Source organism: Micromonospora thermarum, assembly GCF_012034245.1.
Classification (GTDB): Bacteria; Actinomycetota; Actinomycetes; order Mycobacteriales; family Micromonosporaceae; genus Micromonospora; species Micromonospora thermarum.
Map to the genome: position 1 here is coordinate 241,317 of NZ_JAATEO010000004.1, position 17,310 is coordinate 258,626.

Here is a 17,310-nt window from a genome sequence, read left to right on the forward strand (position 1 = left end):
TCCTCGATGAGGGGTGGTCGTGATGAGGGGTGGACTGGACGAGACACTGGCCCGGCTGGCCCGGCGCGAGGAGGCGCTGCGGCGGCGGGGCGCCGAGCCGGCGGCGGAGGGGGACACCGTCCGGCTGCCCGCCCCGGAGGCGGGCCGCCGGGAGGCCGGGCACGGCGACACCGGGGGCGGGGACGTCGGGCGCGGTGACACCGGGCGCGGCGAGGCCGGCCGGAACGCCGGGCCGGCGTGGCCGGGCCACCGGGACGCGGGGGTACGGCGCGGCGAGGCGCCCGCCCGTGACCAGCCGGCGGGGCGGCGGGGTGACCCGACCGGCCGGTCGGGCGGCCAGCACCGGGCCGAGACGCCCGGACCGGACCCGGTCGAGGAGGTCGCCGAGGCGGTACGCCGGATCGTCGCGCGGCACCCGGACCTGGCGGTCGCGCTGCGGGTGGAGCACGGCGGTGAGCCGTACCCGCTGCGGGTGGCCTGGTCGGGCGGGAGCGTGACGGTCAGCGCGGAGCCCACCGTCACGTCTCCTCCGGCGTGGCCGCTGTCGGTGCGGACCGAGCCGGACCCGCTGTCCGGGCCGGACGGCGTGCGGTCCGACCCGGCGGCCCGGCTCGCGGACCTGATCCGCCGCGACCCGTCGCTGCTGACCGACGTCGACCCGCCGCGCTAGGACGCCTCCGCCGCGGCACGCGTCGGCAGGGCGTGCTTCCCCGCACCGGCTAGGGTTCGGCGGGTGGGGGAATCGGAGCTCACCCTGACCGCCAGCCTGCGGCCAGCCGCGTTGGACGCCCGGCGCGGCATCGTACGGCTGCACCCGGAGGCGCTCACCGCGCTCGGGCTGCGCCCCGGTGACCCGGTCCGGCTCGCCGGCCGGCGGGTGACCGCCGGGATCGTCGCGGCGGCCGAGCGGAGTGCCGGCCCCGGGCTGCTCCACGCCGACGACCTGACGCTGGGCAACCTCGGCGTACGCGACGGGAGCCAGGTGACCGTCCGCCCGACGCCGGTCGCCGCCGCGCGCCGGGTGGTACTGGCCGGCCCGGCACCGGTGGTCGCGGCGGTCTCCCCGGAGATGCTCCGGCTCGCGCTGCTCGGCAAGATGGTCACCGCCGGGGACGACGTCTCGCTGCTGCCGCAGGACGTACTGCCCGACACCTCGGTGCGCAGCCTCGTCGAGGCGGCCCGGAACAGCCTGTCCAACCGGGTGGGCTACGCCTGGACCAGCACGCTGCTCACGGTGGTCACCGCCGAGCCGGACACGGCCGCCCTGGTCACCATGGACACGGTGGTCGCCTGGGAGGACGGCCCGGCCACCCACGGCTCCGCGACCACCGCACCCACCGCCGCCCGCGACCGCGATCCGCGCGTTCTCCAGGACGGAGCGGCCGCCACCGCGCCGGACGCCACTCTCTCCGCGAAGGTGCGCGGCACGGCGGGGGCGGACGCGGCGGCGGAGGCGCCCTCGGTGGACGAGTTGCCCGGGTTGCGGGCGCAGGCCGAGGAGCTGGGTGAGCTGCTCGACCTCGGCTTCCACCACCGCGAGGTGCTCCGGCGGCTCGGCACCACGGTGTCCCTCGGGGTGCTGGTCGACGGCCCGGCCGGCTCCGGGAAGTCGGCGCTGGTACGCGCGGTCGCCGCCCGGGTGCGGGCGCGGGTGCGGCCGTTGTGGGGGCCCGAGCTGGCCGCGCTGACCAACGCGGCGGCGGCCGAGCGGCTGCGCGCCGCCGCGGCGGACGTACGGGCGGACGGCCCGGCGGTGCTGCTGGTCACCGACGTCGAGGCGCTCGCGCCGGCCGACACGCCCGGCCCGGTCGCCACCGTGTTCCGGCAGGTGGTCGCCGAGACCGTCGCGGCCGGAGCCGCGGTGGTGTGCACGACCGGCCGCCCCGAGGCCGTCGACCCGGCCCTGCGCGCTCCGGACCTGCTCTCCCTGCGGATCACCGTGCCGCTGCCGGACGCTGCCCTCCGCCGCGAGCAGTTGGGCGTGCTGACCCGGCAGGTACCGCTCGCCGAGGACGTCCGGCTCGACGAGGTCGCCGCGCGTACCCCCGGATTCGTCGCCGCGGACCTGGCCGCGCTGGTGCGCGAGGCCGGCGTCCGGGCGGCGTTGCGGCAGAAGGCGGTGGAGCGCCCGACGGTGGCGATGGGCGACTTCGCCGCCGCGCTGGAGGTGGTCCGCCCGACCACGATGGCGGCGTCCACGCTGGAGCTGGCGTCGGTCACCCTCGACGACGTGGGCGACCTGGTCGAGGTCAAGCAGACGTTGACCGAGTCGGTGCTGTGGCCGCTGACCTATCCGGACACGTTCGCGCGGCTGGGCGTGCGGCCGCCGCGCGGGGTGCTGCTCTACGGGCCGCCGGGGTGCGGCAAGACGTACCTGGTGACGGCGCTGGCCGGCACGGGCCGGGCGAACGTGCTGTCGGTCAAGGGCGCGGAGCTGCTGTCGAAGTGGGTGGGCGAGAGCGAGCGTGCGGTCCGCGAGCTGTTTCGCCGGGCCCGGGAGGCCGCGCCGACGCTGGTCTTCCTCGACGAGGTGGACGCGCTCGCGCCGGTACGTGGGCAGGCCACCGACGGCGGTACGACCGACCGCGTGGTGGCCGCCCTGCTCACCGAGCTGGACGGCGTGGAGGCGCTGCGCAACGTGGTGGTGGTCGGCGCGACCAACCGGCCCGACCTGGTGGACCCGGCCCTGCTGCGTCCCGGCCGGCTGGAGCGGCTGGTCTACGTCCCGCCGCCGGACGGGCCGGCCCGGGCGGAGATCCTGCGCGCCGCGTCCCGGACCGTGCCGCTCGCCCCCGACGTGGACCTCGCCGGGCTCGCCGAGGACCTGGACGGCTTCTCCGCGGCGGACTGCGCGGCGCTGGTCCGGGAGGCGGCGCTGGCCGCGATGCGCGAGTCGCTGGCCGCCGCCACGGTCACGGCGGCCCACGTGGCGACCGCCCGCTCCCGCGTCCGCCCCTCCCTGGACCCGGCCCAGGTCGCCTGGCTGGCCGCGTACGCCGAGAAGGAGGTCCCATCCCGCTGAGCGGCGGGTCAGTCGGTGGGGAGCAGGGGGCCCAGGGGGCCGAGGTCGAGGTTGAGGTCCTCCGGGGCGAGGCCGAAGTACGTCCGCAGCTCCGCCATCTGCTCCTCCAGGGCCATCAGCGTCGTGCCGATCCGTTCGACCTGCTCCTCGGTGAGGTCGCCGAGGTCGACGCGGCGCAGCGCCTGCCGTTCCATGAGCTGCCGCAGCAGCTCGATCACGGTGAGCACGAGGCTGGCCAGTCCCCGCTCGACGGAGTCCTGGTCCACCGCCAGCCGCCGGTCCAGCGGCGTCACCCGTGGCGTCCGCCACGCCGGCCCGTCCAGGGCCGCGGCCGGCCCGTGCACCGCCGCAGCCAGCTCGGCCGCCTCGTCCCGCTCGGTCATGTCACCTCCCCGGAGAGCACGGTCGACCCGTCAGGCGCCACGGCCGAAACCCCGGGCGGCACGGCCGATCCGCCGGGCGGAACGGCGGTCGCCGGGGAAGCCGCGGCGTCGTCGGGCGGTGCCGCGAGGGCGCCGACGGACGCGACCAGAGCGCGCAATGAGATGCGGACGAGTTCGACGTCGGCGATCGCGATCGTGATGTCACCGCTGATCACCACCCCGGTGGCGAGCACCCGGTCGAGCAGGTCGACCAGGGCGACCGGCCGGTACCCGAGCGGCCCGTCCGCACTGTTCGGCGCAAGCTGTGTGGTCACGCCGGCACCCCGTCCACCGGAGCGCCGATGGGCGTCGGGTCCGCCGGGCCGGTCCCGTCCACGAAGGAGTACGCGGGCCAGGGACCGGTCAGCTCCAGCCGCAGCTCCGGATGCCGCTCCCCCAGCTCACCGACCAGCGCGGTGAAGCCGGGGAGGTCCGCCGTGTCGACCAGGTACGCGCCGTTGAGCATCATCGGGGTCGGCGCGCCGGACAGCCGGCGGTCCTGCGGCGGGTGCCGCCGGGCGGCGACCGCGTGGCCGGCCAGGGCGTCGTGGACGGCCGCCGCGGCGGCACCCGCCACCCGCTGCCCCTCCTCCCGCGCGGTGAGCTGGGCGCGCCGCCGGCGCAGGTACGCCGCCCCGGCACCGCCCGATCCCGGCTCGGCGGTCGGGGCCGGAGCCGCACCGGGCACGACGTACCCCTTGACGCCCCACTCCTCGCGGCCGGCGAGCCGGTCCAGGACCGCGGCCAGTTCGTCCCGGCGGGCGGTGAGCAGCCCGGCGACCCGCTCGTCGTCGTGGTACACGGTGGCGAGCCGGGCCGGCACGACCGGGCCGGTCCGCGCCAGCGCCGCCACCACCCCGTGGTGGGTCCGCGCCGCCCGTTCCAGCCACGCCAGGTCCTCCAGGTTGCGGCGCAGCGGCTCCTCGCCGTACTCGGTGAGGGGCGCGGCACTGACCACGGCGGCCAGGCCGGCGGCACGCACCGCGCGCACCGGGGTGCCGGCCATGCCGGCGGTCGCGGCGAGCGTCTCCGGCGGGACGTCCCGGACCACGCCGTGCAGCCAGTCGGCGGTGACCACCTCGGCTGTCGCGCTCATTCCCACTCCTCCCTCGCGGCAGCCCGCCGGGCGACGCGCGGCTGGCGCGCGGCCTCCACCTCCTCCGGGTCGCGGGGTCCGGGCTCGACCGGCGGTCTGGCCCGCGAGCTGAGCCACGGGTCGTGCTCCCACCAGTCGATGCCGATCTGGCGCGCGGTGTCGACGGAGGCGATGACCAGGCGCAGCTTGAGCGTCAGCAGCTCGATGTCGAGCAGGCTCACCCGGATGTCACCGGCGATGACGATGCCCCGGTCGAGGACGCGCTCCAGGATGTCGCCGAGGTTCGCCGGCTCGTGTCCGGCGGGCAGGACCTGCCCGGAGTTCTGCACCACGGAGGGTTGCCGCATCGTGCTCATCTCAGCTCCCATCCCCCTTGCCGCGCTGGTAGCGGCGCGTTCGCCGGTAGCCCAGCAGGCTGCCCGTCATGTCCAGCTCCACCTCGTAGAGGCCGAGCAGGTCGGTCGAGGCGGGGATGCGGTGGTCCTCGACCACCTCCACGCCGACCAGCCAGCCGTCGTCGGTGGGCTCGATCGAGGTGATCCCGAGGGGGTCCTTGCCGGTCAACGACACGATCTGCCGCAGCCCCTCCCGGGCCGCCTCGGCGACGGTCACCTCCTCGTACTCCTCCTCGGTGTAGCGGTCGTCGCCCCGGTCGGGCCCGCGCTCCGGGGCGCGGTCGCCGCGGATCCGTCCTGATGCCATCTCATCTCCCTCGCCCGCGGTCCTGGCCGCCCCGCCGCACGGGCCGTCGTCCGGCTGCCTGCCGTCGACCGCCCGGTGGCGACCGCCGGCCGGCGGCGGGAGGTGTTCCCCCGCCGCCGACCGCCGGCCCGGTCAGCCGCTCCAGGACCTGCTGCTGTCTCCGGTCACGCTCCTCCGGCGTGATGTCGCCGGCCTCCGCCGCGTGGTCCAGCTCCTCCAGCTCACGCCGGATGTTGACCGGGTTGTACTGCTGCGACTCCGCCTCCCGGGCGATCACCTTGACGACCGCCGTCAGCCCCCTTACCGGGGCGTACGGCAGGGTCAGCAGCGCCCAGAGGATGTCCACCGGTCACTCCACCAACTGGTGCGCGCTGACGAAGTCGTACGGGGCGAGCGGACCGAGGATCCGCATCCGGATCAGATCCCGCCGCTGCTCGGCGAAGTCCTCCAGCTCCCGGACGAAGTCCTCCTCGCCGTCGGCCTCGACCAGGAAGGCGACGTTCACCGCGTCCATCTCGTGGCTCGGCGCACGGGGCGCGTTCAGCACCGCGTACGGAGTGAGGGCCTCGACCAGCTCGCTGTTGGCCGCCTCCCGCCGCAGCTCCACCGCCTGGCTGATCATCTCGCCGAACCGGATCCGCTGCTCGCGGGTCTCCGCCTCCGGCCGCCCGCGCACCTGCTCGGCGAGGTCGGCGGCGCGCCGGTCGGCGGCCAGGATCTCGCTGAGCACCTCCTGCTCGTCGAACCGGCCGTGCACCGTGTACTGGACCCGGTTCTCGAACTCGTCGAGGGCGGCGGCGAACCGGTCGTGGTGCGCCTCCAGCAGGTCCTGCACGGCGTCCGGCCCGGTCACCACCGTGCCGAACCGCACCGGCAGCACCGGCGCCACCGCCGCCGTCCCGTCCAGCAGGGCCTCGTACGCGGTCAGGTCGGCCGGCCGGCCCACCGGCTCTTCCAGCGCCACCTCGCTGACCAGTGCCGCGAGTTCGCCGTGCCGGACCACGTCGACGTCGCCCGGCGGGTCGCCGACCCCCTGCGCGTCGGGGGTCGGCTCCACGTCGGACGGCACGATGCCGTAGATGAACAGACCGGTCTCGCCGGTCCCCTGGACGTTCTGGTCGCTCATCTCACCGCTCCTCGTCCCGCCGCTGGCGGGGCCGCTCCCGCTCCGAGCCGCGGTCGGTGAGGGAATCCACCACCGCACCGCTGATCTCCTTGGCGGCCTTGCCGAGCCCACCGACGGCCTTGCCCTTGGTGACCGCGCCGGAGGCGTCCTCCAGCAGGTCGGGCAGCCCCTTCTGGTCCTCCGGGACGATGCTCAGCCGGTCGACCGCCTCGGCGAACCGCAGGTACGTCTCGACGCTGGCGATCACGATCCGGGCGTTGATCTCCAGGAGCTGGATCCCGACGACGGCGACGGACACCTGCGCGTCGATCACGATGCCCTTGTCCAGCACCGTCTCCACGACGTCGGCGAGATTGCTGCCACCGCTGCCGGCGCGCTCCAGCGCACCACCTGGCTGACCGCCGGTCGTTGTCGCCACTGTCATTCGTCACGCTCCTCTCGCCGGCGGCGCACCACCGGCCGTCGGGGGGCTTCGGGGGTACGGCGGACCGGGCGGGGCCGCTCCGGGGCCTCCTCGCGGGGCTGTGCGCGACGGGCCCGTTCCGGCTGCCGGCGACGCGGCGGGGGCGCCTCCTCCTCGGGCTCCTCCTCTTCGCCGTACCCCTCGTCGTAGTCCTCGCCCTCGTCGTAGGCGTCGTACTCGTCCTCCTCCGCCGGACGGCGACGGACGACCGGGCGACGCCGGCCACGCGCGGCGGGCCGCCGCTCCTCGCGGGGCTCCTCCTCGATCTCCTCCTCTTCCTCCGGCTCCGGCTCGGGCCGGCCGCGCTCCGCGCGCTCGCGCTGCTCCTGCTCCTCGCGCAGGGCCGTCTCGTGGTCCTTGACCACCTGCGAGTCCTCGATCTCGCCGCGCCAGCCCTCGACCGAGTCCGGGTCCAGCACGGTCTGCGTCATCACGTGCCGGACGAAGTGCTTGAGCTCCAGCCGGACGCGCCGCCCCTGGGCCCGCCACAGGTTGCCGGTGTGCTCGAAGAGACCCTGCGGGTGGTACTCCAGCACCACCAGGATCCGGGTGAGTTCCGGCGCGACCTCGTGGAAGCTGACCGTGCCGTCCACCGAGCCCTTCTCGCCCTTGGACCGCCAGTGAATCAGCCGGTCCGGGATCTGCCGGACGATCGTCGACTCCCAGGTGCGGTGCGACCAGAAGACCTGGGCCTTCCAGGTCATCTTCTCGTCGGAGTCCTTCTCGGCCTGCTCGACCTTCTTCATGAAGCTGGGGAAGTCGGCGAACTGGGTCCACTGGTTGTACGCGACCCGGACCGGCACCCCGACCTCGATCGTCTCGACGATGTTGGTGACCTTCAGCTTCTTGCCGCCGCCACCCTTGCCGCCCTTACCGCCGCCGAAGGCCGACATGAGCTTCTCCTTACCGCCGGCGATCCCGGCATGGACCATCGCCTTCATCGGTGAGCTGCCCTCGGCGAGCTTCTGCGCGCCGGTCGCGGCGGCGATCAGCCCCGGGCCGCCGCCCTGCTTGGCGTACTCGCTCAGCCGTCCCGTGGCACCGGTGATCCGCTCGGTCACCACCTGCACGGCGCGTTCACCGATCGCGCTCGCCAGGTTGCGCACCTCGCCACCGAGCTGGGTCCGGACCTTGTCCGCCAGCCCGCCGGGGTTCGTGGTCGCGGTCATGCTCACCGCCCCCGCTCGCCGGCGCCGGCGCCGGCGCCGGTGTCGTCACCCGACCGGTCCGTACCGCCCGACTGCTCCTCGTTCGACGGCTGGTCCGCACCCGACTCCGCGGCCCCGCCCTTGCGGCGCAGCGCGTCGGCCGAGCCGCGCAGCTTGCCGCTGAGCGCGTCGATGCCGCTGCCCGCGGCGGCGGTCGCCGCCGCCTTGCCGGCGGTGGCGAGCGGACGGCCGAGCTTGCCGAGGTTGGCCAGTTGGGGTGACGACTGCAACAGGTTCTGGCCGACCTTCAGCAGCCCGCCGGAGTTGTGGCTGGCCCGGCCGGCGGCGACCGCGGCCGCCAGGACCAGGGCCTTCCGCATCTTGCGGCGGCGCCCGAGGAGGTAGCCGACGCCCACCGCCAGACCGATTCGTGCTCCCCTGTTCATCAGTTCTCCTTCGCTCCCCGGAGCGGAGACACCTGATCGACGGCGGACCGAGAAACAGCCACCGGGGAGAAGCACATGGGGCCCGCGATCAGGTGCCCGGTTAAGCGGACCCGGCGGGCAGTACCCCGGGGCAGATTCGCAAAACCTATTGGGGGACGGCCCGGGCGATGCCTTTTACGAGCAGTCAGAATCGAGGGGTAGAGCCTCGCAAAAAGGACGTCCAGGCAGCGAGGAACAGGGAATACGCGATCAGGAAGAGAATTCTCAGAGAGCCGGAGGCGTGGAGTCGAGGCAGATTTCGGCGCGCATTCGGCCGCCGTCCTCGCGCAATTTCGCACCGCATTTGGAAAGAACCGACAACGCCCCGAAATTGTCCGGTGTGGTCTCGGCGACGACCTGTCGCATCCCGGCGGCCGCCGCCTCGTTGAGCAGTCCCCGCAGCGCGGCCGGCCCGATGCCCTGGCCACGCGCCGAGCGCCCGAGCCACAGCCCGGTCTCGACCGTGCCCGGCTCGTCACAGCGCGTCATACGGATCATCCCGACGACCTCGCCGCCCGCCAGGATCGCGTACATCTGGGTGCCCGTGGGGCCGTCCAGCCCGCCGAAGCTCGCCCGGTGGAACTCGCGGAACGCCTGCCGGCGCGCGTGCGACCAGCCGGCCGGCGCCTCGACCGGGGGCATGACGTCGGCCGGCTCCGCCTCCGCAGCCGCTACGGAGAGCAACGACTCCAGGTTGCCTTCGCTCACCGGCTCCAACCGCACCGCACTTGCCACGTGCCGCAGTCTGCCGGGCTTACCGGCCCGAGTCCACCCCGTTGGGACCCGACTGGCGGTCCGGTCGGAGGTATCGGCCGGTCGGCCCCCATCGTGTTCCTCCTCACGCTCCGTCGCCGAACTCGCAGAGAACGGCCGAGGCGTCGTCGGCGGCCTTGTGCCGACGGAGGCGGTCCGGCAGGTCCCGCTCGGCCGCCCGTACCCGGTCGATCAGCGCCGCCGGACCCTCGGCGGTGACCAGGTCCAGCAGACCGGTCCAGTCGAACAGGCCGAAATGCTCCACCGCCGCGGAGGCCCCGTCGCTGAGCAGCGCCGCCCGGCGCAGCCCTCCCGGGCCGCCGAGCGGCACCGTTCCGGCCAGGGCGTGGTACGCGGCGTCCGGGTCCGACGCCGCCACCCAGTAGCCGTGCGTCCGGTTCATCCGCTCCCGCTGCACCCCGACGGCGTGCCGGAACCGGGTGGACCGGTCGGCGTCGTCCGGGAGCCCCGCCGCCGTGGTCCGCAGGTCCGCCAGCGCGGTGTGCAGCCGGTCGTCGGTCACCACGTTCACCTGGCCGCCGACGTCCAGCACCAGCGGGCTGTCGCAGAGCACCAGCCAGTCGACCTGGTCGCCGCCGTCCCGCAGCAGGCACACCGTGCTCGACGGGGTGCCCGGGTGATCCAGGTCGCACTGGTCGCCGTGGTCGGCCCGGACCGCCAGGATGGCCGCCGCGAGGTTGCTCATCAGCGTCGCCGCCGGCCGGGCCGCCTCGGCCAGCCCGATCCGGGCCGCGAGATGCCGGACGTACCACGAGGGGCCGTGCACGCAGCCGGTGTCGAAACCCTCCGGCACGGTGGCACCGTCGAGCACGCCGACCAGCGGCCCGAACCGGAACACCACGTCCTCGTTGACCGGCCGGCCGGGTGCCGGAGCCGACGCCGACCGCACGCGCATCGTCCGGGCGATCGCGGACCGTCGCGGGTCGTCCACCGCCTCCGGGGCCCGGCTCCCGACCCGCGGGTCGGCCGGGTCGCGGACCCGGCTCACGCCGGTGCCCAGGTCCTCGGCGGTGTACGGCGCGTCGACCACCCACTCGTGCGGCTGCGGCCCGGTCGCCGTCGCCGGTGCCGGGGCGGCAGGTCGAGCCGGCCGCCCCGCCGGTCGCCCGCTCCGGTCCGTCCCACCCATGGCCCGCTCCCTCCTCCGCCGCCGCCGCAGCCCGTCCCGCCGGCCGGCGCCGGTGCGACGCCCCCGCCTACCCGCACCGGAGGCCGGCATGCCGCGCGGGCGCGCGCCGGACCGCGGACAGGGCGCTCGGCGGGGTGCGGATCCCGCTGGACCGGCCCCTTCACCGACCCTGCGCGTCGCCGTCCCGAGAGAGGTGAGGCCAGGACGGTGTGGGCGACCCGCCCGCGCCGCTCAGCGGCGGCGGTTGCGGGCACGGGAGGAACGCAGCCGGCGCAGCCGGCCGACCAGCACCGGCTCGGCGGCCAGCGCGGCCGGGTTGTCGAGCAGCGCGTTCAACAGTTGGTAGTAGCGGGTCGCGGAGAGACCGAACCGGTCCCGGATGGCCTGCTCCTTGGCCCCCGCGTGGCGCCACCACTGCTGCTCGAAGTCGAGGATGCCCCGCTCGCGTTCGGTCAGGCCGTCCGCCGTCCCGGTGGCCGGCACCATGTCGCCGGCGCCGTCGTCGTCCGGCGGGACCGCCTCGGCGTCAGGCGGGACCGCCTCCACGTCCGGCGCGGGACGGGGCGGGGGTACGGCGGCCCGCGTGCGGGTGTCGCCGGTCGGCCGCCCGCCGGTCCGGCCGTCCCCGGACGGCTCGGCGGCGGTCGGGGCGGCGTCCGGCGGCATGGCACTCCTCGCGAGGACGGTCGGCGCGGCGACGCCGACCCGGGGAGACCCAGCCTAGTGGGACTCCCTGCCGGCCGCACGGGTCGACCCGCGCCGTCCGGGCCGGTCGTGGACGGCGCCGCCCGGCGGCGCCGCGGACGGCGGCATGCCGTGGAAGGCCCCGAACCGGGGCCTTCCACGGCCGGCCGTCAGGAGATGTCCCGCCGACGCATCGTCCAGAGCGCCGCGCCGAGGATCAGCACGAGCGAGACGCCGAGCAGCAGCGACGAGTGCTGCCACGTGATGTCGAGCGTCTCCGGCTTGCACTCCCCGAAGTAGGTGGCCTGGCAGGCCTGCCAGTTCTGCAGGGTGACCTTCTTTTCCATCCACGCCGCCACGTACGTGGGCAGCAACCACACCTCGGCGAAGCGGACCCCGGCCAGCGCGAGCAGGATGGCGACACCGAACTGCCCGACCACGATCACCCCGATCGCCCCGCCCAGGGCCATCGCCGTGTGCCGGCCGAGCGAGGCCACGGCGAAGCCGACCGTGGCGCCGACCAGCGCGAGCACCACGCCGCGCAGCCCGGTCAGGGCGAACGACTGCCACGCGCCCGACGTCATCTTCTCGGTGGTGCCGCGCAGCGTCGCGACGATCCAGAAGCTGCCGAACCAGAGCACCGTCGTGGTCACGGCCAGCGCGAGCAGGCCGGTGAGCAGCGCCGCCAGCTTGGTCAGGAGTACGGTGAGCCGCTTCGGCCGCCACAGCAGCAGGTTCATCATGCCGCCGGTGCTCCACTCGGCCCCGACGAAGGACGCGCCGACCACGAACCCGACCAGCGCCAGGATCGCCGCGAGCGGCAGCAGGGTGAAGCCGAAGTTCTCCCGGAAGTCGAACGTGGACGGCAGGAACCAGTCGACCTCGATCGACTCACGCGGCGGCGCGGTGATCACCGAGCAGTCATCCGGGAACCGGCCGGGGTCGGCCGCCGTCCCGCCTGACTTCGCCGCCTCGCACGCGGCCCGCTCCTGTTCCGCCCAGCGCGTCTGCTCCTGGTACTGCTGTTCGGCGGCGGCCTCGGCCTTCGCCCGCGCCGTGGCGTCGATCTTCTCGTTGGTGAGGAACACCCCGCCGACCACGGCGGCCAGCACCAGCAGGCCGAGCACGGTCATCCAGCGGGTGAAGCGCCGCTTCACAAGCCGGCGCAGCTCCGTACGGTAGAGACTCACGCGCCCCACCCTCCCGAGGTGGGCTGCTCGGTCCCACCGACCTTCGTGGACTGGTCGACCTGCCGGTGCTGGCCGGGGACCGGCGCGGTGGCGGTCAGGTCGAGGAAGACGCTCTCCAGGTCGGCGGCGACCCGGGTCAGCTCGCTGACGTAGAGGCCCTGCTCGGCGAGGAGCCGGGTCACCGTGGCGGGCTTGTCCACCCCGGTGAGCATCAGGTGGTCCGGCTCGGTGCCGGTGACCCGGATTCCCGCCCGGGTCAGCGCCTCGGCGGCGACCGGCAGGTCGGTGGCCGCCTCGACGCGGACGCGGACGGCGCCGGACGAGTGCCGGGCCAGCACCTCGTCGACCGGGCCGGAGGCGACCCGGCGGCCGAGCGAGATGATCGTGACCGAGTCGCAGATCAGCTGGATCTCGCCGAGGATGTGGCTGGAGAGCACGACGGTCATGCCGGACTCGGCCAGGTTGCGCATGAGCGTGCGCATCTCCCGGATGCCGCCCGGGTCGAGGCCGTTGGCCGGCTCGTCGAGGATCAGCAGCTTCGGGTTCTTCAGCAGGGCGGACGCGACCGCGAGGCGCTGCTTCATGCCGAGCGAGTACGTCTTCACCCGCTCGCCGGCCCGGTCGCGCAGCCCCACCAGCTCCAGCACCTCGTCGATGCGCGGGGCCGGCACGTCACCGGCGCTGGCAAGCAGGGACAGCGTGTCCCGGGCGGTGAAGTGCGGGAAGAACTGCGGGCTCTCCACGATCGCGCCGATGTGGCCGGCGACCGCCGGCAGGGCCGCCGGCACCTCCTGACCGAGGATCGCCATCCGGCCGCCGTCGGGCCGGATCAGGCCGAGCAGCGTACGCAGGGTGGTCGTCTTCCCCGATCCGTTCGGCCCGAGGAAGCCGTGCACCTGGCCCGCCTCGACCCGCATGTCGAAGCCGTCGAGCGCGTTGCGGGTGCCGCGCCGGCGACTCTTGTAGGTCTTTCGTAGACCTTCGATTTCCAGGACAGCTGGCAAGCTGCACCTCCCCCGTTGGGTTGGGCGACGAGCGACACCATACTCGGTATACAACTGGGCGCAATACCCAGTATGCATTGGCGCATCAAGTCGCTACCGACAGTGATTCAACGATCCGGTCAGGCGCAGATGACGTGCACTCCGGCCGCGCGGAAGGCGTCGACCACCTCGGGGGCCGCCCCGGAGTCGGTGACCAGCGTCTCCACCCGGTCGACCGGGCAGATCCGGGCGAAGGCGTGACCGCCCAGCTTGGACGAGTCCGCGATGATGACGACCCGCTTGGCCCGCGCCACCATCAGGTTGTTCATCGCCGCCTCACCCTCGTGGTGGGCGGCGGCGCCGAGCTGCGGGTCGATCGCGTCGACGCCGAGCAGGGCGATGTCCAGGGTGACCTCGCGCAGCAGCGCCCCGCCCAGCGGACCGACCAGCTCGAAGGACTTCGGCCGCACCACGCCGCCGGCCACCACGACCTTCATCCGCGAGCGGACCAGCAGCTCGTTGGCGATGTTCAGGGCGTTGGTCACGACGGTGAGCTGGGCGCCCTCGGCGCTGGTGTTCAGGTCCGGCCGGACGGCCAGGGCGCGCGCCACCTCGGTGCTGGTGGTCCCCCCGTTGAGGCCGACCACGGTGCCCGGCGCCACGAGGGCCGCGGCGGCCGTACCGATCCGCTGCTTCTCCGCCGAGTGCTTGGCGGTCTTGTAGCGCAGCGGGAGGTCGTACGAGACGCCGTTGGCGACCGCGCCGCCCCGGGTACGCGTGATCATCTGCTGCTGGGCGAGCTGGTCGAAGTCGCGCCGGATGGTGGCCTGGGAGACGTCCAGCCGCTCGGCGGCCTCCTCGACGCTGACCCGGCCGCTGTCGGTCAGCATCTCGAGCAGGGCGTTCCATCTGGCGTACCGGTCCACCCCAGGTCCTCCAGTTACTGCGCGGTCGGTGATTGATTGCGTGCACACTAGTGCGCGAAACTACGCGGAGGCAAAACTCTGCTCTGCTCGATCCCCGGCACGGTTGCCACGGCCACCCGGGTTCGCGCAGAATAACGCGCGAAAGACGGCCCTAACGAGCCGTATTGCGCACCGCTCTCTGGAGAGTTCTCATGTCGTACGTCGACGCGGAGATCGCGAGCCAGCCCGACTGCTGGCGGGAGGCGGCGCGACTGGCCGCCACCGTGGCCGAGCACCTGCCGCGCCCCGGTGAGCGGGTCGCCGTCGTGGGCTGCGGCACGTCCTGGTTCATGGCGATGGCGTACGCGGCCCGCCGCGAGCACGCCGGCCAGGGCGAGACCGACGCCTTCCAGGCCAGCGAGTTCCCCGTCGCCCGGCGGTACGACCGGGTCGTCGCGATCACCCGCTCCGGCACCACCACCGAGGTCACCGACCTGCTCGCCGGACTGCGCGGGGTGCTGCCCACCACCGTCCTGGTCGGCGACCCCAGCTCGCCCGCCGTCGAGCTGGCCGACGCCACGGTGCCCCTGCCCTTCGCCGACGAGCGCTCCGTGGTGCAGACCCGGTTCGCCACCACGGCGCTGGCCCTGCTCCGGGCCCACCTCGGCGACAACATCGGCGCGCTCTCCGCCGACGCGGAGGTGGCCGTCCGCGCTCCCCTGCCGATCGACCCGGCCCGGATCGAGCAGGTCACCTTCCTCGGTCGGGGCTGGACGGTCGGCCTGGCCCACGAGGCCGCCCTGAAGTGCCGCGAGGCGGCCACCTTCTGGGCCGAGGCGTACCCGGCCATGGACTACCGGCACGGCCCGATCTCGATCGCCGCCCCGGGCCGGCTGGTCTGGGCCTTCGGCGACCTGCCGGACGGGCTCGCGGAGGACGTCGCGGCCACCGGCGCCGCGTTCGTGCACAGCCGCACCCACGGCTGCCGCAGCGTGATCGGCAACTGGGCCGCCGGCCGGACGCCGCTGGACCCGATGGCCGACCTGATCCTGGCGCAGCGCTTCGCGGTCACGGTCGCCACCACCCGGGGCCTCGACCCGGACGCCCCCCGGCACCTCAGCCGCTCCGTGGTTCTCGCGTGACCGACGAGGTCGTCGTCGCGCTCGACGTCGGCGGCACCGGGATGAAGTGCGCCCTGGTCCGCCGGGGCGGCACGGTCGTACACAGCGAACGGCACCCGACGGACGCCGCGCGGGGGCCCGCCGCCGTCGTGGAGACGATCCTGGACGTCGCCGACGCCCTCGCCGGCAAGGCCCGCCTGGACGGGCTCACCCCGGTCGCGCTCGGCGTCGCCGTCCCGGGCGTGGTCGACGAGGGGCGGGGTGTCGCCGTCTGGTCGGCGAACGTCGGCTTCCGGGACGTACCCCTGCGGGAGCTGGCCGAGGCCCGGCTCGGGCTGCCGGCGGCGCTCGGCCACGACGTCCGCGCCGGCGGCCTCGCCGAGGCCCGGCTCGGTGCCGGCCGGGGAGCCCGGCACAGCCTCTTCGTCGCGATCGGCACGGGCATCGCCGCCGCCCACGTGGTCGACGGGTCGGCCGCCGCCGGCGCGCACGGCGCCGCCGGCGAGATCGGCCACATCCTGGTACGCCCCGGCGGCCCGCTCTGCGGCTGCGGCCGGGCCGGCTGCCTGGAGGCCGTCTCGTCGGCGTCGGCGGTGGCCCGCCGGTACGCGGAGCTGACCGACCCGGTCGCCACCGGTCCGACGGTGAGCGCGGCGCAGGTGGCGGCGCTGGCCGCCGCCGGTGACCCGCCGGCCCGCCAGGTCTGGTCGGAGGCGGTCGAGGCGCTCGCCGACGGCCTCGCCACCGGTCAGGCACTCTTCGACGTCGAGGCGATCGTGCTGGGCGGTGGCCTCGCGCAGGCCGGCACGCAACTGTTCGACCCGCTGCGGGCCGCGCTGCACGACCGCATGACGTTTCACCGCGAGCCACGGCTGGTCGCGGCGGCCCTCGGTGACGAGGCCGGTTGTCTCGGCGCCGCCCTGCTCGCCCTCGACACTCTGGAGAAGCGATGACCGTACGGGTGACCGGCAAGGTGGTGACCCCGAACGGGGTGATCCGGCAGGGCTGCGTGGAGATCAACGGTGAGCGGATCACCGCGGTCGCCGAGTACCCGTCGGTGCGCGACGGGCACTGGGTCCTGCCCGGCTTCGTGGACATGCACACCCACGGCGGCGGTGGACACACCTTCACCACCGGCGAGGCCGACGAGGCGCGGGAGGCCGCCGCGTTCCACCTGCGGCACGGCACCACCACGCTGCTGGCCAGCCTGGTGAGTTCGCCCTTCGAGCTGATGCGGTCCGCCACCACCGCGTACCGCCCGCTGTTCGCCGAGGGGGTGCTGGCCGGCGTCCACTTCGAGGGCCCGTACCTGTCGGCGGCCCGCTGCGGCGCGCAGAACCCGGACTACCTGCGCGACCCGTCGACGGAGGAGCTGGCCGAGCTGATCGAGCTGGGCGGCGGTGCGGTCCGGATGGTCACCCTCGCCCCCGAACGGGACGGCGCGCTGGAGGCGGTCAAGCTGCTCACCGGGCACGGCGTGGTCGCCGCCGTCGGGCACACCGACGCCACGTACGACCAGACCCGCGCCGCCGTCGCGGCCGGCGCCAGCGTCGCCACCCACCTGTTCAACGGGATGCGTCCGGTGCACCACCGCGAGCCCGGCCCGGTGGTGGCGCTGCTGGACGCCCCGAACGTCGTGTGCGAGCTGGTCGCCGACGGGGTGCACCTGCACGACGGCATGCTGGCGTTCGCGGCCGCCACGGCCGGTCCGGAGCGGGCCGCCCTGATCACCGACGCGATGGCCGCCGCCGGCATGCCCGACGGCGAGTACGAGCTGGGCGGCCAGTCCGTCACGGTCGCCGACGGGGTGGCCCGGCTGGCCCGCGACGGTGCGATCGCCGGCAGCACCCTGACCATGGACGCCGCCCTGCGGCACGCGGTCGCCGCCGGCATCCAGATCGCGGACGCGGCCCGCATGGTGGCCACCACGCCCGCCCGCGCCATCGGTCTCGGCGACCGGCTGGGCGCGCTCCAGACGGGGCTGCGCGCCGACCTGGTGGTGCTCGACGACGACCTGAACGTGGTCCGGGTGATGCGCGCCGGAGCCTGGCTGGACTGAA

21 protein-coding genes are annotated in these 17,310 nt (G+C 74.8%); 5 read left to right on the top strand and 16 right to left on the bottom strand.

Features of this window, described 5'->3' with window-relative positions; genetic code table 11:
• Positions 1 to 22: 22 nt before the first annotated feature.
• Positions 23 to 670 (top strand): hypothetical protein, encoded by a 648-nt coding sequence (locus HCJ94_RS05920; RefSeq protein ID WP_167999744.1) that lies wholly within the window; start codon positions 23 to 25, stop codon positions 668 to 670.
• 63 nt (positions 671 to 733) lie between these two features.
• Positions 734 to 3,022, top strand: a complete 2,289-nt coding sequence (locus tag HCJ94_RS05925) for an AAA family ATPase (RefSeq protein ID WP_167999935.1) — start codon at positions 734 to 736, stop codon at positions 3,020 to 3,022.
• 8 nt (positions 3,023 to 3,030) lie between these two features.
• Here HCJ94_RS05925 and HCJ94_RS05930 read toward each other — a convergent pair whose 3' ends face one another.
• From HCJ94_RS05930 to HCJ94_RS06005, 16 genes are all read right to left on the bottom strand, one after another.
• A complete protein-coding gene (locus HCJ94_RS05930) occupies positions 3,031 to 3,405 on the bottom strand; it encodes a gas vesicle protein K (RefSeq protein ID WP_167999936.1) in 375 nt (124 codons plus the stop codon).
• Positions 3,402 to 3,719, bottom strand: coding sequence for a gas vesicle protein (locus HCJ94_RS29525; RefSeq protein WP_240943974.1), 318 nt, complete (start codon positions 3,717 to 3,719; stop codon positions 3,402 to 3,404). The genes HCJ94_RS05930 and HCJ94_RS29525 overlap by 4 nt, the downstream gene beginning before the upstream one ends.
• Entirely contained in the window at positions 3,716 to 4,540 is an 825-nt protein-coding gene (locus HCJ94_RS05940) for a GvpL/GvpF family gas vesicle protein (protein ID WP_167999937.1), read from the bottom strand. The genes HCJ94_RS29525 and HCJ94_RS05940 overlap by 4 nt, the downstream gene beginning before the upstream one ends.
• Positions 4,537 to 4,896, bottom strand: a complete 360-nt coding sequence (gene gvpJ, locus HCJ94_RS31625) for a gas vesicle protein GvpJ (RefSeq protein WP_167999938.1) — start codon at positions 4,894 to 4,896, stop codon at positions 4,537 to 4,539. Before gvpJ (HCJ94_RS31625) ends, HCJ94_RS05940 begins: the two co-directional genes overlap by 4 nt.
• Position 4,897: 1 nt before the next feature.
• Positions 4,898 to 5,242 carry a gas vesicle protein GvpO gene (locus HCJ94_RS05950; RefSeq protein WP_167999939.1) on the bottom strand — a complete coding sequence of 115 codons (345 nt, stop codon included), beginning with the start codon at positions 5,240 to 5,242 and terminating at the stop codon, positions 4,898 to 4,900.
• Position 5,243: 1 nt separating this feature from the next.
• A complete protein-coding gene (locus tag HCJ94_RS05955; RefSeq protein ID WP_167999940.1) occupies positions 5,244 to 5,588 on the bottom strand; it encodes a gas vesicle protein GvpG in 345 nt (114 codons plus the stop codon).
• A gap of 3 nt (positions 5,589 to 5,591) precedes the next feature.
• On the bottom strand, positions 5,592 to 6,368 hold the full coding sequence (locus HCJ94_RS05960; RefSeq protein ID WP_167999941.1) for a GvpL/GvpF family gas vesicle protein: 777 nt from the start codon (positions 6,366 to 6,368) through the stop codon (positions 5,592 to 5,594).
• Between the two features lies 1 nt (position 6,369).
• A complete protein-coding gene (gene gvpJ / locus HCJ94_RS31630; protein ID WP_167999942.1) occupies positions 6,370 to 6,792 on the bottom strand; it encodes a gas vesicle protein GvpJ in 423 nt (140 codons plus the stop codon).
• Positions 6,789 to 8,000 (bottom strand): SRPBCC family protein, encoded by a 1,212-nt coding sequence (locus tag HCJ94_RS05970; RefSeq protein WP_167999943.1) that lies wholly within the window; start codon positions 7,998 to 8,000, stop codon positions 6,789 to 6,791. The genes gvpJ (HCJ94_RS31630) and HCJ94_RS05970 overlap by 4 nt, the downstream gene beginning before the upstream one ends.
• A gap of 2 nt (positions 8,001 to 8,002) precedes the next feature.
• Positions 8,003 to 8,425 carry a hypothetical protein gene (locus HCJ94_RS05975; protein ID WP_167999944.1) on the bottom strand — a complete coding sequence of 141 codons (423 nt, stop codon included), beginning with the start codon at positions 8,423 to 8,425 and terminating at the stop codon, positions 8,003 to 8,005.
• Positions 8,426 to 8,689: 264 nt separating this feature from the next.
• A complete protein-coding gene (locus tag HCJ94_RS05980; RefSeq protein WP_167999945.1) occupies positions 8,690 to 9,199 on the bottom strand; it encodes a GNAT family N-acetyltransferase in 510 nt (169 codons plus the stop codon).
• 103 nt (positions 9,200 to 9,302) lie between these two features.
• Positions 9,303 to 10,133 carry a hypothetical protein gene (locus HCJ94_RS05985; RefSeq protein ID WP_167999996.1) on the bottom strand — a complete coding sequence of 277 codons (831 nt, stop codon included), beginning with the start codon at positions 10,131 to 10,133 and terminating at the stop codon, positions 9,303 to 9,305.
• A gap of 465 nt (positions 10,134 to 10,598) precedes the next feature.
• Positions 10,599 to 11,033 (bottom strand): DUF3263 domain-containing protein, encoded by a 435-nt coding sequence (locus HCJ94_RS05990; protein WP_167999946.1) that lies wholly within the window; start codon positions 11,031 to 11,033, stop codon positions 10,599 to 10,601.
• Positions 11,034 to 11,221: 188 nt separating this feature from the next.
• Entirely contained in the window at positions 11,222 to 12,241 is a 1,020-nt protein-coding gene (locus tag HCJ94_RS05995; protein ID WP_167999947.1) for an ABC transporter permease subunit, read from the bottom strand.
• Positions 12,238 to 13,245: an ATP-binding cassette domain-containing protein gene (locus tag HCJ94_RS06000; protein ID WP_167999948.1), complete on the bottom strand. Its 1,008-nt coding sequence runs from the start codon at positions 13,243 to 13,245 to the stop codon at positions 12,238 to 12,240. The genes HCJ94_RS05995 and HCJ94_RS06000 overlap by 4 nt, the downstream gene beginning before the upstream one ends.
• A 119-nt stretch (positions 13,246 to 13,364) precedes the next feature.
• Positions 13,365 to 14,150, bottom strand: a complete 786-nt coding sequence (locus HCJ94_RS06005) for a DeoR/GlpR family DNA-binding transcription regulator (protein WP_167999949.1) — start codon at positions 14,148 to 14,150, stop codon at positions 13,365 to 13,367.
• Positions 14,151 to 14,341: 191 nt separating this feature from the next.
• Between HCJ94_RS06005 and HCJ94_RS06010 the strand changes: the two genes are divergently transcribed.
• From HCJ94_RS06010 to nagA, 3 genes are read left to right on the top strand one after another with little or no spacing between them, the layout of a single operon-like run.
• Entirely contained in the window at positions 14,342 to 15,271 is a 930-nt protein-coding gene (locus HCJ94_RS06010) for an SIS domain-containing protein (protein ID WP_167999950.1), read from the top strand.
• Positions 15,272 to 15,312: 41 nt separating this feature from the next.
• Positions 15,313 to 16,203: an ROK family protein gene (locus HCJ94_RS06015; RefSeq protein WP_167999997.1), complete on the top strand. Its 891-nt coding sequence runs from the start codon at positions 15,313 to 15,315 to the stop codon at positions 16,201 to 16,203.
• Positions 16,200 to 17,309, top strand: a complete 1,110-nt coding sequence (gene nagA, locus HCJ94_RS06020; protein WP_167999951.1) for an N-acetylglucosamine-6-phosphate deacetylase — start codon at positions 16,200 to 16,202, stop codon at positions 17,307 to 17,309. Before HCJ94_RS06015 ends, nagA begins: the two co-directional genes overlap by 4 nt.
• Position 17,310 lies beyond the last annotated feature (1 nt).

What these genes read in the sequence shown, in the direction of transcription:
- HCJ94_RS05990 (WP_167999946.1), bottom strand. Translation starts at nt 11,033, where the DNA reads ATGCCGCCGGACGCCGCCCCGACCGCCGCCGAGCCGTCCGGGGACGGC.
- HCJ94_RS06015 (WP_167999997.1), top strand. Translation starts at nt 15,313, where the DNA reads ATGAAGTGCGCCCTGGTCCGCCGGGGCGGCACGGTCGTACACAGCGAA.
- HCJ94_RS05940 (WP_167999937.1), bottom strand. Translation starts at nt 4,540, where the DNA reads ATGAGCGCGACAGCCGAGGTGGTCACCGCCGACTGGCTGCACGGCGTG.
- HCJ94_RS05950 (WP_167999939.1), bottom strand. Translation starts at nt 5,242, where the DNA reads ATGGCATCAGGACGGATCCGCGGCGACCGCGCCCCGGAGCGCGGGCCC.
- HCJ94_RS05920 (WP_167999744.1), top strand. Translation starts at nt 23, where the DNA reads ATGAGGGGTGGACTGGACGAGACACTGGCCCGGCTGGCCCGGCGCGAG.
- HCJ94_RS05975 (WP_167999944.1), bottom strand. Translation starts at nt 8,425, where the DNA reads ATGAACAGGGGAGCACGAATCGGTCTGGCGGTGGGCGTCGGCTACCTC.
- gvpJ (WP_167999942.1), bottom strand. Translation starts at nt 6,792, where the DNA reads ATGACAGTGGCGACAACGACCGGCGGTCAGCCAGGTGGTGCGCTGGAG.
- nagA (WP_167999951.1), top strand. Translation starts at nt 16,200, where the DNA reads ATGACCGTACGGGTGACCGGCAAGGTGGTGACCCCGAACGGGGTGATC.
- HCJ94_RS05970 (WP_167999943.1), bottom strand. Translation starts at nt 8,000, where the DNA reads ATGACCGCGACCACGAACCCCGGCGGGCTGGCGGACAAGGTCCGGACC.
- HCJ94_RS06010 (WP_167999950.1), top strand. Translation starts at nt 14,342, where the DNA reads ATGTCGTACGTCGACGCGGAGATCGCGAGCCAGCCCGACTGCTGGCGG.
- HCJ94_RS05930 (WP_167999936.1), bottom strand. Translation starts at nt 3,405, where the DNA reads ATGACCGAGCGGGACGAGGCGGCCGAGCTGGCTGCGGCGGTGCACGGG.
- HCJ94_RS05960 (WP_167999941.1), bottom strand. Translation starts at nt 6,368, where the DNA reads ATGAGCGACCAGAACGTCCAGGGGACCGGCGAGACCGGTCTGTTCATC.
- gvpJ (WP_167999938.1), bottom strand. Translation starts at nt 4,896, where the DNA reads ATGAGCACGATGCGGCAACCCTCCGTGGTGCAGAACTCCGGGCAGGTC.
- HCJ94_RS05985 (WP_167999996.1), bottom strand. Translation starts at nt 10,133, where the DNA reads ATGCGCGTGCGGTCGGCGTCGGCTCCGGCACCCGGCCGGCCGGTCAAC.